Here is a 13,072-nt window from a genome sequence, read left to right on the forward strand (position 1 = left end):
CTCCTTGCGGGCGCGCACCGCCGTAGCGGCCCGGCCGGCCACCGCTGTCGCGCCGAGAGCCGCCAGCGCCAACCCAGCCCGCCGCGCCAACCGCAGACCCCTCGTCTTGGGCATCGCTTCCTCCCGCTTCGTCGGCTTCCCAGACTCTAGAGCCTGCCCATAATGGACACGTGTCCAGCGAGTTGGTTATATTGCCGGCTGTGACCTTCGACACGATCATCCGCAACGGCCGCTGGTTCGACGGAACCGGTGGGCCGTCGGCGATCCGCAACATCGGCATCCGCGACGGCCGCATCAGCGCGGTCACGCCGCACGACCTCGACGGTGCGGGCTGCCCCCAGGTGATCGACGCGACCGCCAAGTGGGTGCTGCCCGGTCTGCTCGACATCCACACCCACTACGACGTCGAGGTGCTCGACGGGCCCGCATTGTCCGAATCGGTGCGCCACGGGGTGACGACGGTGATGGTGGGCTCCTGCTCGCTGTCGACGATCCACGTCGACGGGGTGACCGCAGGCGATCTGTTCGGACGGGTCGAGGCGATTCCGCGGGAGCACGTCATCGCCGCGGTGGACAAGCACAAAACCTGGAGTAGCTGCGAGGAGTACGTCGCCGCACTCGAGGCGTTGCCGCTGGGCCCCAATGTGGCCGCGTTCATCGGCCACTCCGACATGCGTGCTGCCACAATGGGTCTCGACCGTGCGACCCGCAAATCGGTGCGGCCCACCACGGCCGAACAAGCCCGGATGGAACAGATGCTGGCCGAAGCGCTGGCCGCGGGGTTTGTCGGAATGTCGTCGCAGCAACTGCTTTTCGACAAGCTGGACGGCGACACGTGCCGGTCCCGGACCCTTCCGTCCACGTACGCCAAGCCGCGAGAGCTGCGCCGGCTCAAGTCGTTGCTGCGGCGCAGCGGCCGGGTTTTCCAGTCCGGGCCCGACATCACCAACCCGCTCAACCTCGGGTCGCAGGTGGCCCAGTCGCTGGGCGTGTTCCGCAAGCCGCTCAAGACCAGTCTGCTTTCCGCGGCCGACGTCAAGGCCAACCCGTTCGCGATCCATGCGCTTGGCCCGTTGGCGCGCCTGGTGAATCGGTTCGGCGCCGACTTCCGCTGGCAGCATCTGCCGGTGCCGTTCGAGGTGTACGCCGACGGCATCGACTTGGTGGTCTTCGAGGAATTCGGTGCCGGCGCAGCAGCTTTGCACCTTCGCGACGAGCTGGAACGCAACGCGTTGATGCGCGACGAGAACTACCGGCGCCGGTTCCGGAAGGACTACGAGAGCAAGTTCGCCGTGCGGGTGTGGCAGCGCGACTTTTTCGACGCAGAGATCGTCGCCTGCCCCGACCCGTCGGTGATCGGCAAGTCGTTCGGCCAAGTCGGTGTCGACCGCGGCGGTCTGCATCCCGTCGACGCGTTCCTGGACCTGGTGCTCGAACACGGCACCGCGTTGCGCTGGCGGACCACGATCTCCAACCACCGGCCGCACGTGCTCAAGAAGCTGGCCCGCGAACCCGGTGTGCAGATGGGCTTTTCCGACGCCGGAGCGCATCTGCGCAACATGGCGTTCTACAACTCCGGGTTGCGGTTGCTGCGTCATGTTCACGACGCCGAGAAGGCCGGCCGGTCGTTCATGACGATCGAGCATGCGGTGCACCGGCTCACCGGCGAGTTGGCCGACTGGTTTCACCTCGATGCCGGGCACCTGCGCGAGGGCGATCGGGCCGACCTCGTCGTGCTCGATCCCGAGCGGCTGGACTCGGCGTTGGACGAGTACGCCGAAGCGGAAATCGAGCAGTTCGACGGGATGTCGCGGATGGTCAACCGCAACGACGACACCGTGAACGCCGTCTTCGTCGCCGGGCAGGCGGTGTTCCTGGACGGCGTGCCCACCTCGGTGCTCGGGAGGCGGCGCACCGGCAGCTTCCTGCGCGCCGGGTCGACCACGAAAAGCGAGCTCGCCCATGCCAGTTGACGACGCGGTGCTGGGGCTGTGGCGGGCGCTGTCGCAGCGGGACTGGGATACGGTCAAGACCTTCCTGTCGTCGGACTGCATTTACGTCGACATGCCGGTCGGCCCGAGCTTGGCGGCACGCGGACCCGACGACATCGTCAAGCGCCTCAAGGTCGGTCTGGAGCCGTTGGCTCATTACGAAAACCACGACGGCCTGCTGGTGTCCAACGGCACTGACGCGATGTACGAGCACTCCGAGACGTGGAAGTGGGCCAGCGGCGAGACGGCTTTGCTGAAGTTCGTCAGCGTGCATCGGGTCGAAGACGGCAAAGTGACGCTGTGGAAAGACTATTGGGACATGGGCAGCATGACCGCGCAGGCGCCGCCTACCTGGCTGGAGGATCTGGCCGGCACCGACACATCGTGGATTTTCGACGCGACGGGGCTGATTTAGCGAGTCGCTTGCATTGAAATTGCGTCCAGGGTCGTTGATTTCGGGAATTCACAGCCCTGCGCGCAATTTCAACGCAACTGCTTGGACTCGACGAGCTCCTTGAGGCGCTTGAGGGTCAGAGCCGCGTTGCGGCCCACCTGTCGCACCGCGACCCGGTCCGCGATGTAGCCGAGAAGTCCGCCCGGCGCCTGATAGGACAGCCGGAAGATCACCTTGGTCTGGCCCTGCCCCGCGTCGCGCAGCCGGAACCGGCCGCGCAGGCTCACCCCGGTGATCCCCACCCAGGCCAGGTCGCGGGACTCGTCGAATTCGACCACCTCGACCAGTCCGCCGACGGGCACCGACCCGATCTTCCAGTGCACGGTATAGCGGGCCCCGACGCCGGGCGGTTGCTCGTTGGCGGCCTCCCAGCGCTCCAGGCTGGTCATGAACAACGGGTAGCAGTCGGGGTCGCTGACCACCTTCCACACCGCGTCCCGTTCGGCGTCGATCACGCAGCGGCGTTCGACGCGCATCAGCCGATCACCGGGAATCGACGCTCGGCGGCAAGGCGATCCACGCCGGCCTGCAGGCTGGCCACCACCTTGTCGTGCACCACTTGGTCGTCGCCGTCGACAGCGATGGGCTCCTGCACCTCGATCGCGATCTTGGCCGGCAACGGAATGTGCCCGGCCAGGTCGCTGATGTTCAGTCCCCACGGCAACGCCAGTGAGATCGGAATGCTCTTGAGCCGCAGCAGTTTATCCGTCATCAGCAGCTTGGCCAGCCACTGTCCGCGGGTGAGGAACAACGCGGTCTCTTGCCCACCGACGCTGGCGACCGGAACGATCGGCACACCGGTCTCACGCGCCAGCCGCACGTATCCCATCCGCCCACCGAAGTCCACGGTGTGGCGTTCCCACGACGGCCGGAACACTTCGTAGTCGCCGCCGGGATAAACCAGCAGCGCGGCCCCGGATTCCAGTGCCAGCCGGGCGTTTTCGGGGTTAGCTGCGACGGTGCCGAACTTGCGCAGCCACCCCAGCGGCGGTGCCGAGACGACGAGGTTGTGGGCCAACTGGTAGAAGGGCCGCTCGACGCCGAAGTACGAGCAGAACGCCAGCGTGAACACGAACGTGTCGGGCGGCACGTTGCCGCCGCTGTGGTTGCCGACCAGCAGCACGGGGCCCTGTGCCGGGATGCGATCCAGGCCGCGCACGTCGGCCCGGAAGTACAGCGAGGCCAGCAGCCAGGTGCCGGGCAGCTGGTCGCGGATGTAGTCAGGATCGCGCTGGTCGAGGTCGGCCGTGGGCACTCGCGACGCCACCTGCGTGCGCACCCACTCCAGCACATCGCCGAGTCCGGCCATAACCGCCGTTTATACCCAGCGTCGGTCCACGTCAAACGCCGTAGAGGCGTGCGGCGTTGGCGTGGGCGATCAGGTCGACCACCCGGATCGCATCGTGTTCACTCCAGTCGTCGTCCGCCACGAACTCCCCGAGGACCTGCCCAATGCCCTTGCGCCACAACGCCGCACCGAGAAAGTGCAGCTCCGCCGGACCGAACCCGTCCGACGAGTAGACGATCTTGCGGAACGGCGCGAGCTCCAACAGGCGGGCGATGAACGCCGGAGCGCGGGCGCCCAGGTAGTTGATGGACAAGCCGCCGTCGAGGTAGACGTTGTTGAACGCCTGCGCCAGATAGCCGGCTTCGCGTTCGTAGGGATAGCAGTGCAGCAGCACAATCGGCGTATCGCCGGATTGGCGCAGGAAGTCGAGCAGATACAGCGGGTTGGCCCGGTGCAGGTCGCAGTCCCGGTCGCCGAACCCGACGTGAAACTGCAGCGGCTTGCCCAGCCGCAGCGCCTGGTGCAGCCCGAAGCGCAGGAGCACCCGATCGCGCAACCGCGTCCCGCCGCCGGCGCGCCACCGGGCCGCGGCTTCGCTGACCTCCGCGGCCGACGGTTCGCTCAGGTCGCCTTCGAATCCGCCGCGGTAGGCGAGGATGGATTTGGTGCCGACGGCGCTGGGCGCGCGCCACCGCAGGATCTCCTCGAACGCCGAGGCATAATCGCCGGGCGCCTGCGCGGCCTGCTCGGCCAGCTGCTCCAGGCGAACCACCTCGTGTGCGCGCGCTCCGGACAGGTCGGCGAGCTGCGCGACGTCGGCGACGCCCTCGGCGTAGCCGGTGTCCACCAGCCAGTCGGTTACGCCGGCCGCCCGCAAGAAAACGCGGGCCAGCCCGAGCTCGCTGAACTGGCAACGTCGATCCCAATACTCGTCGGCGCCAGCATGTTTCGGCAAGCCGAGAAGCGGCGCGCAGTGGGCGCGCACCGCGAACCCGAGTTGCGAGTCGAATCCGGAGTCGAAATCAGCCAGCGGTTCGGTGTTGGCCTCGTTGAGGCCGTTCTCAAACCGCGCCCGGTCCCCCGCCGCCAGCCAGCAGCCGTGGACGTGCTGATCGATCAACGCCACGTCGGCCACATGGCGCGCCAGCTCAGACACGCTCATACGCTCCAAGCCATCCGGAACTTGTCTGCCAGCTCCTCGGGATCCAAGTTCGCGTAGCGCTCGTGTTCGAGACGACGGACGGCGACAATCGCGTCGACGGCGGCATCGCCCAGAATTGCTCGCAGTCGAGCCGAACCATCCAGCGCGGCAATGGCGTCCAGTTGCCCTCGGGGCAGCTGCACGATGCCGTCGCGGGCGCGGTCGGCATCCGACAGCGTCACCGGGTCGATCGTGGTTTCCGGCGGCAGCGTCGCTTTGCGGGTAATTCCATCCAGTGCCAGTCCGAGAATCGCCGCCGACGCGAAATACGGGTTGGCCGACGGGTCGACCACCTTCACCTCGACGTTCCCGCCATACGGGTTGGCCGGCCCGCCCGCGACGAAACGCAGTGCCGCTTCTCGGTTCTCGGCGCCCCAGCACGTATAAGCGCCGGCCCAATTACCGGGCCGGGTCCGCAATCCGGACACGATCGACCCACACAGGACTCCCTGTGCCTCCGACAGCCCGTCGAGCACACCGGCCAGCGCGCTCTCACCGGCCGCAGTCATGCCGTGCGCGCCGCTCCCGTCGGAGAACAATGGGCCATCGCTGGTTGTCAGCGAAAAATGCTGGTGTGCACCGGATCCCACGCTGTCCGCAAACGGCGCAGGTGACAGGCTGACCCGCAGCCCGTGGCGCCGCGCCGCCCGGCCGACGAGGATCCTGGTCAGGACCAGCTGATCGGCGGCCGCTACCGGCGCGTGCGGTGTCAACGAGATCTCGAATTGGTTGACGCCGTACTCGGGATGGAACTGCTCGATTCCCACACCCGCCGCGGTGGCGGCGGCGGACACGTCACGCACGAACGCCTCGCGCTCGAGGATGCCGGCTAGCCCGTAGGGCGCCCACAGCGTCGACGGCAGCCTGCCGCCGTCGGGATCGACCACCATGAACTCGATTTCGTGGCCGATGACGGCGTTGATGCCCTGCTCGGCCAGGGCGGACTCGACCCGCTGCAGCGTTCCGCGACTGCATGCCGGCACCGGCGTGCCGTCCTGTTCGAAGAATCCGGCCGGCGCCCAGGCCAGCCCGTCGCCGATGATGCGCAGGGCGGACGGATCGATACGGACGCGCTGATCACCGACCACGCCGATGTTTTCGGTGAATGCGATGCCCGTCTGGTCGATCGCAAAGGCATGCCACACCAGGCTGGCGCCCATGCCCGGGGCGGCGAACGCGTTGGTGCGACGTATCGGCACCGCCTTGGCCAGCACGAGCCCGGCCGGGTTGACGACGGTGCCGATCACCGCGTCCACCCCTTCGGCCTCCAGCTGCGCGATGGCGGCGGCGGCAAGCGGGGTGGTGCTCACGTGTGGTAAATCAGGCTCGGCTGGGCAGCGTCAGCTTGCAGCTCTGCCCGATGTCGAGGGTTCGCAGCACGCGTCCCATCCCGACCCACAGCGCGCACGACAACGCCAAGTCGGCGAGCAGCTCGTCGGAAAAGTGTTCACTGCAGCGCTGCCAGAAGTCCTCGTCGTCACGCAGCACGGTGTGCTCGGTGGCGAACCGGTGCGCGAATTCGGCGGCCAGCCGCTCCTGTTCGCTGTATCCCGGCCAGGTGCGCCACTCCGCCGCGTGCGCGTAAAGCTCTTCGTCCACGCCGGCCGCGGGCCCGTCGCCGTCGCGGGTGTTGACGCAGACCTCGCATTCGTTGTCGTGCGCGATCACTATCCGTGCGAGTTCGCGGGTGCGCATCGGCAGACGGTTGCGGTTGTAGACCGCGTCGCTGAACGCGCCGATGGCGCTGCCTAGTTCGGGTGATTTGCCAATCCAGCCGGCCAGGTCGTCGTCAGGGAAGGTTCCGATTCGGCTCATGGCGGGATGGTACGCCACTGGCGAGTTGGCGGGGGCCCTCATGCCAATCACGTTGGGCGACAACCCGGTGTGCGATCCGGTCGAGGGCCGCTTCGACCTGCACGCGGTCCGGTCGGCCCTCGAAGCCGGGCACCCGGGCCAGCTTGTCGATCACCCAGTCGCGAATCAGCTTCGAAACGAACTCGACTTGCTGGACACCGGACGGCGTGAGCCACAACCGGTCGATGTCGCGTGCGGCGTAGCCGGCGCGCACCACGCCGTCGAACACCGGCTCGAGAACTTCGTACGGCAGCCCCAGGTCGTCGCCGATGTCGGTCAGCCGCGCTGCGCCGAATATCCGGGCATACCGGTGGATTCGCAACACGGCCCACAGGCCCGCGACGTCGAGCCGGCAATCGGGCCGCATGGCAATGCTGCGCAGCCGCATTCCGGGAGTGCCCGCCAGCATGCGCCCGATCGCGGACTCGAGCAGTTCGTCCGGCGTCTGGGCGGTCGGCATCGCGAACCCGTCGCCCATGTCGGCGGCCCTGTTGCCGATGTCGCGCAGCGGCACCTCCCGCAAGAACAGCGCCAACACGAATCCGACGGCGGCGACTGGCGCGGCCCACAGGAAAACCTTGGACAGCGAATCGGCATAGGCTGCCACGATCGGGGCCGCGACGTCGTGCGGCAGGCGGTGCAGAAGCTCCGGCGAACTCGCCGCCGCGGCCGGTGTTCGGCTGGCCGCCAGCGCCGGACCCAGCCGGCTGTGCAGGAAGTTCATGAACAGCGACCCGAAGATCGCGGCACCGAACGAGCTGCCGATCGTGCGGAAGAAGGTCACGCCCGACGTGGCGACACCGAGGTCGTCGAAGCTCGACGTGTTCTGCACGATCAGGACCAGCACCTGCATGCACAGCCCGATGCCGGCGCCCAGAATGACCAGATACAGCGACTGCTGCCACGTCGGCGTCGACGGCCCCATGCGCGACAACAGCACGAACGCGAGCACCATCACGGCGGTGCCGGCGATCGGGAAGAACTTGTACCGGCCCGTCCGCCCGACCAGTACACCGCTGCTCATCGAGGTGGTCAGCATGCCGACCACCATCGGCAGCGTGCGAAGACCCGACGTCGTCGCCGACACGCCGTCCACGAACTGCATGTAGGTCGGCAAGAAGGTCAGCGCGCCCAGCATCGCGAATCCGACTACGAACGAGAGCACACAGCACACGGTGAACACCGGGCTGGCGAACAGCCGCAGCGGCAGAATCGGTGCGGCCGAACGGCTTTCCACCCAGGCGAACACGCCGAGCGCAACGGCGGAGCCGACGAACAGTCCGATGATCGTCGGCGATCCCCACGGATAGGTGGTGCCGCCCCAGCTGGTGGCCAGCGTCAGGCCCGCGGCGCCGAGGCCGACGAAAACGATTCCGGCATAGTCGATCACGGGCCTGGCCCGGTCGGCCAGCGCCGGGATGGTCGCCGCGGCCACGAAGAACACCACCACCGACACCGGGACGTTGATCCAAAACGCCCACCGCCAGGTGAGGTCGTCGGTGAAGTAGCCGCCCAGCAGCGGGCCGACCACCGTGGTGACACCGAACACCGCGCCCAGCGCGCCCTGGTAGCGGCCGCGTTCGCGCAGCGGAATCACTTCACCGATCAGCGCGGTGGCGGTCACCGTGAGACCGCCGCCGCCGATGCCCTGCAGCGCGCGGGCCAGCACCAGCATGATCATCGAGTGCGACAGCCCGCACAGGATCGAGCCGGCGACGAAGAACACCACGGCAGCCTGGAAAACCGTCTTGCGGCCGAACAGGTCCCCGAGCTTGCCGACGAGCGCGGTGACGATCGTGGACGCCAGCAGATAGCTGGTGACCACCCAGGACTGATGCCCGGCCCCGCCGAGGTCGGCGACGATCGTGGGCAGCGCCGTCGCCACGATCGTCTGGTCCAGCGCGGCGAGCAGCATGCCGAGCACAATCGCCAGAAAGATCAGATTGCGCCGCTTCGGGCTGATCAGCGTGCCACCCGGCACCGCGTCTGCGCCGGCCGTCGCCGGTGCAGTCGGTGCCGTCATACCAGCCTTTCTTACCTCATGTCGTCGGCGGTCGGGCGACGCACTGCGCGCTGTAGAGCGCCTCGCCGAGCTTATCCATCAGCTCCAGTTGCGTTTGGAGGTAATCGATGTGGTCTTCCTCGTCGGCCACGATCTTTTCGAAGATGGTGGCGCTGGTGCTGTCTTGCTTCTCGCGGCACAAGACGATGGCCGGTTTGAGGCGGTTGACCACCTCGAGTTCGAGGGCCAGGTCGCTCTCGAATTGTTCGCGCAGCGTCTGGCCGACCCGCAGCGACCCGATGCGCTGATAGTTGGGCAGACCGTCGAGGAGCAGGATGCGGTCGGTCACCATCTCGGCGTGTCGCATCTCGTCGAACGACTCCGCGCGCGTGTGCGATGCCAGCTCGGTAAATCCCCAATTTTCCTGCATTTTGGAGTGCAAAAAGTATTGGTTGATCGCAGTGAGTTCACTGGTCAATTGCTCGTTGAGCAGTCGCAAAACATCGGGGTCACCTTGCATTGTCACTCCTCATACAGCGTGCCGTGCTTACCGATGGCTAACGCTACAACAGGTCAAAACCCTTGTCACCCAAGGTAATACTCACTTCGGTCAGCTTTCCCTAACTAAAGCAAGGCTATGTTTCAACGCGCGCGAAGAGGTTGCCGATTTCTCCGGCAAATTTGCCCGACGGCGCCTCGAAATAAGTTCGCCGGCGCGGCGGGCGCCCCGATGGTCTGGCTGCGCCACAGCGTCCGCGGTCAGCCGACCCGCCGGTCAAGGACTTAGGTTAGACTTCGCTAACCGACTTAGGTTAGACTCCACTAACATGAGGCCTGTCCACCTCGGAGTGTGCTGATGTACGTCTGCCTTTGCGTCGGCGCCACAAGCCACACCGTGTCCGAGTGTGTTGCTCGCGGTGCGTCGACGTCCAAGGAAGTGGCTGCGGCCTGCGGCGCCGGGGCCGACTGCGGGCGCTGCCGGCACAATCTGCGGGCGATCATCGCGGCCGCCCGACAACTCGAAACCAGCGCCTCTTAGTCTTGGCTCCCCCGCCGCCCGGTGAAGTCGGCCAGCGCCGCCGCATTGGCATGCGAACCCATCAGCTCGGCGAAGTGAGCGTTTTCCCGGGCGCTCGCGGCGGCGATCTCCGGACGCAGCGGTTCGACGATGGTGTGCTTGACCGCCATCAGGCTTGAAACCGGCCGCGAGGCAAGGATTTCGGCGTGCCGGCGGGCCTCGGTGAGCAGATCGGCCGGCTCGCACACCTTCCAGACCAGGCCCATCCGGAGGGCTTCGTCTGCGTCCACCCACTCCGAGGACATCAGCAGCCAGGCGGCGTTTTGCCGGCCGACCAGCTGCGGCAACAAGTACGACGACGCCGCTTCCGGCGCGACGCCCAAGCTGGTGAACGGGCATTTCAGCCGGGCTGTGGAGGACATGAACGCCAGGTCGGCGTAGCCGAGGATGGTGGTGCCGATGCCTACCCCGACGCCGTTGACGGCACAGATCAGCGGCTTGGGGAACCGGCTCAGGGCCTCGATCATCGCGGTGAAGTGGGACTGTCCGCCCAGGCTGGGGTCGCTGATTCGCGCCTGCATTTCTTTGAGGTCATTGCCCGCACTGAACGCGCGACCGGCCCCGGTCAACAGGACGACGGCGACGTCGGGGTCGTCGGCGGCGGCCGACAGCGCCTCGGCGGTGGCGGCGTAGAGCGCTTCGTTGAACGCGTTGAGCGCCTCCGGTCGGTTCAGCGTCAGGGTGCGTACCTTGTTGGCGTCGTCGATCTGCAATATCACGGCTGCCTCCTAAGCCTTTTTGCCGCCAGACAGAAGCCAGGTTTGTGATGTCTCGGCGATAGCCGCCATAGCTTCTGATTCGCGGTCGAACCGGTCATACAAACGGTGTCTTCAGGACGTACCGGCTGGTGGGGACGGTGTCGATGTTCTCGTTCGCGCCGAACGCCGACGTGCTGGCCACCATCCGGCTCACCCGGTCCTGCAGGTCGGTGTCGTCGGCGGCCCCGAAGAAGGCCTTCAGGTCGGTGATCGCCTCGGCCGGGAACAGCTCCTCGACGATCCCCGCGATGGGCGGCGCGTCGGGAGTCAGCGCCCGCACCACCCAGTTCTGGGTGTAGCCGAACGTCGCCTGGGTCTCGATTGCGACCGGGGTGTGGTCGCGCTGCCAGCGGGCCAGCCAACTGTCCTGGTCCATGTCGACGGGCCGTCGCAGCAGTGCGACGTTAGCCAAACCCGTTGTGCGGCTGCCGAGTTGGAGCGGAGCGGGCAACGGAACGGATTCGGTGACCAGGTATGCGGCCAGTAGCTCGCACTCGGCGTCCAACAGCGTGAGCGCGGCCGCGATCTGCTCGCCGTAGCACTGCTGCGTCCACAGGCTCACCACCGCAACCACTGGCGGGTCGAGCGTCGTGAGCGTCATCAGCGAATCACGCACCGCGCCGTCGCGAACATTGACCGCCAGGCCGGGAACACCGAGGCGCAGCACGGCCTCGGCGACCGGTCCGCGCTGGTGGGCACACCAGTCGTCGTCGCACGTGGCCTTTCGCATCAAAGCGATGACCTTCTCCACTACGACCCCCGAGCCCACCGCGGCTGGATGAACACTCCCTGCGCTTCGACGGTGACGCCCTCGTCGTCGGCGAGGTGGCCCGCCGCGAACGTCTTCACACCGTCGACGCGGGTGGTCGTCGCTTCGGCGTGCAGGCGGCCCAGCCGCGTGGCCCGCACATAGCGCAGCGTGATCGTGCCGGTGAACCGCGGATTCACGCCGTCACTGGCCGCCTCGCCCAGCACATGGTCGAGAACCAGGGCCGCGACTCCCCCATGCACGTGACCGGGCGGACCTTCGTAGGCGGCCCCCAGATCGAAGTCGCACCAGACCTTGCCGGACGGGTCGCGCTGCATGGCCAACGGCGGGGCGATGGGGTTGCGCACCCCGATCGCGACGTTGCCCCACGCCATCCGCTCACCAGTGGACAGGTAGCGCACCCCGTATGTGCCGTCGAGCTGCTTTTGCCGCAAACGTGCTGTCGCCGAATCGATTTCGGCCTTGGCTAACGCCACCGCGTCGGCATCCACTTCGGTGCGGACGGTGGCGTCGATCAGCTCGCGCACCGACTGGGCCAGCGGCTCGTAGATTGCCCGTAGTCGCTCGACCTCGGCGGCACTGAGGTTCTCCAGGGTGAAGTCCAGCATGACCAACTAGAACATGTTCTCATTGCCGCCCGGCGACGGGGTCCGGGACCAGGCGCACCTGCTGGTCGGTGCTGACCAACTCGCCGATGATCGCGGCCAGCTGCCGGTAGGGGGTTTCACGCCCGCTCGACGAGCGGAACACCAGCCCGACCCGTCGTCCCGGGCGGGGCGTGGCGAACTGCGCCAGCCCCAGCCGGCTACGGGCCGCCTCGACCGAAACCGCGCTCTGCGGGATCAGCGTCACCCCCAATCCGCCGGTCACGCATTGCACCGCGGTGGCCAGCGAGGCGGCCCGGGTGTTCGCGAGCTCGGCGCGCACACCGGCCTTGCGGCAGACGTCGAGCGCCTGGTCGCGCAGGCAGTGGCCCTCGTCGAGCAGCAGCAACGGCAGCTGCGCCAGGGCCGTCGGCGGCACCCGCCGCTTGCCCGACAGCGGATGCCCGGGCGGCAGCGCCAGCACGAAGTCCTCGTCGTAGATCGGAATCTCGGTCACGCCCGCGGCCTCGGACGGCAAGGCGATCAGCGCGGCGTCTAGCGAACCTTCCCGCAATGCCGCCAGCAGCCGTTCGGTCTGGTCCTCGATCACCCGCAAAGTGAGCCCGGGCAACCGCTCGGCCAATCCCGACAGCACCGTCGGCAGCACGTAGGGCGCTACCGTCGGGATGAGGCCCAGCCGCATCATGCCCTGCAGCGGGTCGGAGGCGCCGGCCGCCGCTGCGGCGAACTCCTCGACCGCCTCGATCGCCGTCTGGGCGTACGGCAGCAGTTGCCGACCCTCGGGTGTCAAGAAGACACGCCGGGTCGACCGCTCGACGAGATGCACGCCCAGCCCGGTCTCCAGCGCCGAGAGAGCCTGCGACAACGTCGACTGGCTGACACCGAGAGTCGTTGCGGCACTGCTGAAATGCTGTTTCTCGGCTACCGCGACAAAGGCCCGCAGGCCGGCGATCGTCGGTTGATAACTCTTATCGGTCATGCTTATTAGTATAGTGGGAAATATCACCTTTAATTCTAGGTTGACTTTGGGCACGATGGGTTCTTGAGACAGAAGTCCCACTTAGACCCGATC

General features: G+C 67.1%; 14 protein-coding genes. 3 read left to right on the plus strand and 11 right to left on the minus strand.

Annotated features, from left to right (window positions below; genetic code table 11):
* Positions 1-200 precede the first annotated feature (200 nt).
* Both G6N47_RS19455 and G6N47_RS19460 read left to right on the plus strand, forming a co-directional pair.
* Positions 201-1,973 (plus strand): N-acyl-D-amino-acid deacylase family protein, encoded by a 1,773-nt coding sequence (locus G6N47_RS19455; RefSeq protein ID WP_083132075.1) that lies wholly within the window; start codon positions 201-203, stop codon positions 1,971-1,973.
* A complete protein-coding gene (locus G6N47_RS19460; RefSeq protein WP_083132076.1) occupies positions 1,963-2,406 on the plus strand; it encodes a nuclear transport factor 2 family protein in 444 nt (147 codons plus the stop codon). The genes G6N47_RS19455 and G6N47_RS19460 overlap by 11 nt, the downstream gene beginning before the upstream one ends.
* A 68-nt stretch (positions 2,407-2,474) precedes the next feature.
* Here the strand turns inward: G6N47_RS19460 and G6N47_RS19465 are convergent, their stop codons facing one another.
* Genes G6N47_RS19465 through bfr form a run of 7 tightly spaced genes read right to left on the minus strand, consistent with a single transcriptional unit; the run spans position 2,475 to position 9,310 of the window.
* Positions 2,475-2,921: an SRPBCC family protein gene (locus tag G6N47_RS19465; RefSeq protein ID WP_083132077.1), complete on the minus strand. Its 447-nt coding sequence runs from the start codon at positions 2,919-2,921 to the stop codon at positions 2,475-2,477.
* Positions 2,921-3,754: a lysophospholipid acyltransferase family protein gene (locus G6N47_RS19470; protein ID WP_083132078.1), complete on the minus strand. Its 834-nt coding sequence runs from the start codon at positions 3,752-3,754 to the stop codon at positions 2,921-2,923. Before G6N47_RS19470 ends, G6N47_RS19465 begins: the two co-directional genes overlap by 1 nt.
* Positions 3,755-3,785: 31 nt before the next feature.
* Positions 3,786-4,895 carry an amidohydrolase family protein gene (locus tag G6N47_RS19475; RefSeq protein WP_083132079.1) on the minus strand — a complete coding sequence of 370 codons (1,110 nt, stop codon included), beginning with the start codon at positions 4,893-4,895 and terminating at the stop codon, positions 3,786-3,788.
* The gene (locus tag G6N47_RS19480) at positions 4,892-6,244 is read right to left on the minus strand and encodes a type I glutamate--ammonia ligase (protein WP_083132080.1); all 1,353 of its coding nucleotides are present in this window, start codon (positions 6,242-6,244) and stop codon (positions 4,892-4,894) included. Before G6N47_RS19480 ends, G6N47_RS19475 begins: the two co-directional genes overlap by 4 nt.
* A 10-nt stretch (positions 6,245-6,254) precedes the next feature.
* Positions 6,255-6,749 carry a carboxymuconolactone decarboxylase family protein gene (locus tag G6N47_RS19485; RefSeq protein ID WP_083132081.1) on the minus strand — a complete coding sequence of 165 codons (495 nt, stop codon included), beginning with the start codon at positions 6,747-6,749 and terminating at the stop codon, positions 6,255-6,257.
* A complete protein-coding gene (locus tag G6N47_RS19490) occupies positions 6,724-8,811 on the minus strand; it encodes an MDR family MFS transporter (RefSeq protein ID WP_083132082.1) in 2,088 nt (695 codons plus the stop codon). The genes G6N47_RS19485 and G6N47_RS19490 overlap by 26 nt, the downstream gene beginning before the upstream one ends.
* 16 nt (positions 8,812-8,827) lie before the next feature.
* Complete coding sequence (gene bfr / locus G6N47_RS19495; protein WP_045378690.1) at positions 8,828-9,310, minus strand: bacterioferritin; 483 nt, start codon at positions 9,308-9,310, stop codon at positions 8,828-8,830.
* Between the two features lie 336 nt (positions 9,311-9,646).
* Between bfr and G6N47_RS19500 the strand changes: the two genes are divergently transcribed.
* Positions 9,647-9,829, plus strand: coding sequence for a (2Fe-2S)-binding protein (locus tag G6N47_RS19500; protein ID WP_081968140.1), 183 nt, complete (start codon positions 9,647-9,649; stop codon positions 9,827-9,829).
* On the opposite strand, the gene G6N47_RS19505 is transcribed toward G6N47_RS19500, so the two are convergent.
* The 4 genes from G6N47_RS19505 to G6N47_RS19520 form a co-directional block, all read right to left on the minus strand.
* Positions 9,826-10,587, minus strand: a complete 762-nt coding sequence (locus G6N47_RS19505) for an enoyl-CoA hydratase/isomerase family protein (protein WP_083132083.1) — start codon at positions 10,585-10,587, stop codon at positions 9,826-9,828. The two genes, G6N47_RS19500 and G6N47_RS19505, sit on opposite strands and share 4 nt — an antisense overlap.
* Positions 10,588-10,681: 94 nt before the next feature.
* Positions 10,682-11,377, minus strand: coding sequence for an EthD domain-containing protein (locus G6N47_RS19510; protein WP_083132084.1), 696 nt, complete (start codon positions 11,375-11,377; stop codon positions 10,682-10,684).
* Positions 11,377-12,003 carry a PaaI family thioesterase gene (locus tag G6N47_RS19515; protein ID WP_083132085.1) on the minus strand — a complete coding sequence of 209 codons (627 nt, stop codon included), beginning with the start codon at positions 12,001-12,003 and terminating at the stop codon, positions 11,377-11,379. Before G6N47_RS19515 ends, G6N47_RS19510 begins: the two co-directional genes overlap by 1 nt.
* A gap of 19 nt (positions 12,004-12,022) precedes the next feature.
* The gene (locus G6N47_RS19520) at positions 12,023-12,979 is read right to left on the minus strand and encodes a hydrogen peroxide-inducible genes activator (protein ID WP_083132086.1); all 957 of its coding nucleotides are present in this window, start codon (positions 12,977-12,979) and stop codon (positions 12,023-12,025) included.
* Positions 12,980-13,072: the final 93 nt, after the last annotated feature.

This window comes from Mycobacterium branderi (assembly GCF_010728725.1).
Taxonomy (GTDB): Bacteria; Actinomycetota; Actinomycetes; order Mycobacteriales; family Mycobacteriaceae; genus Mycobacterium; species Mycobacterium branderi.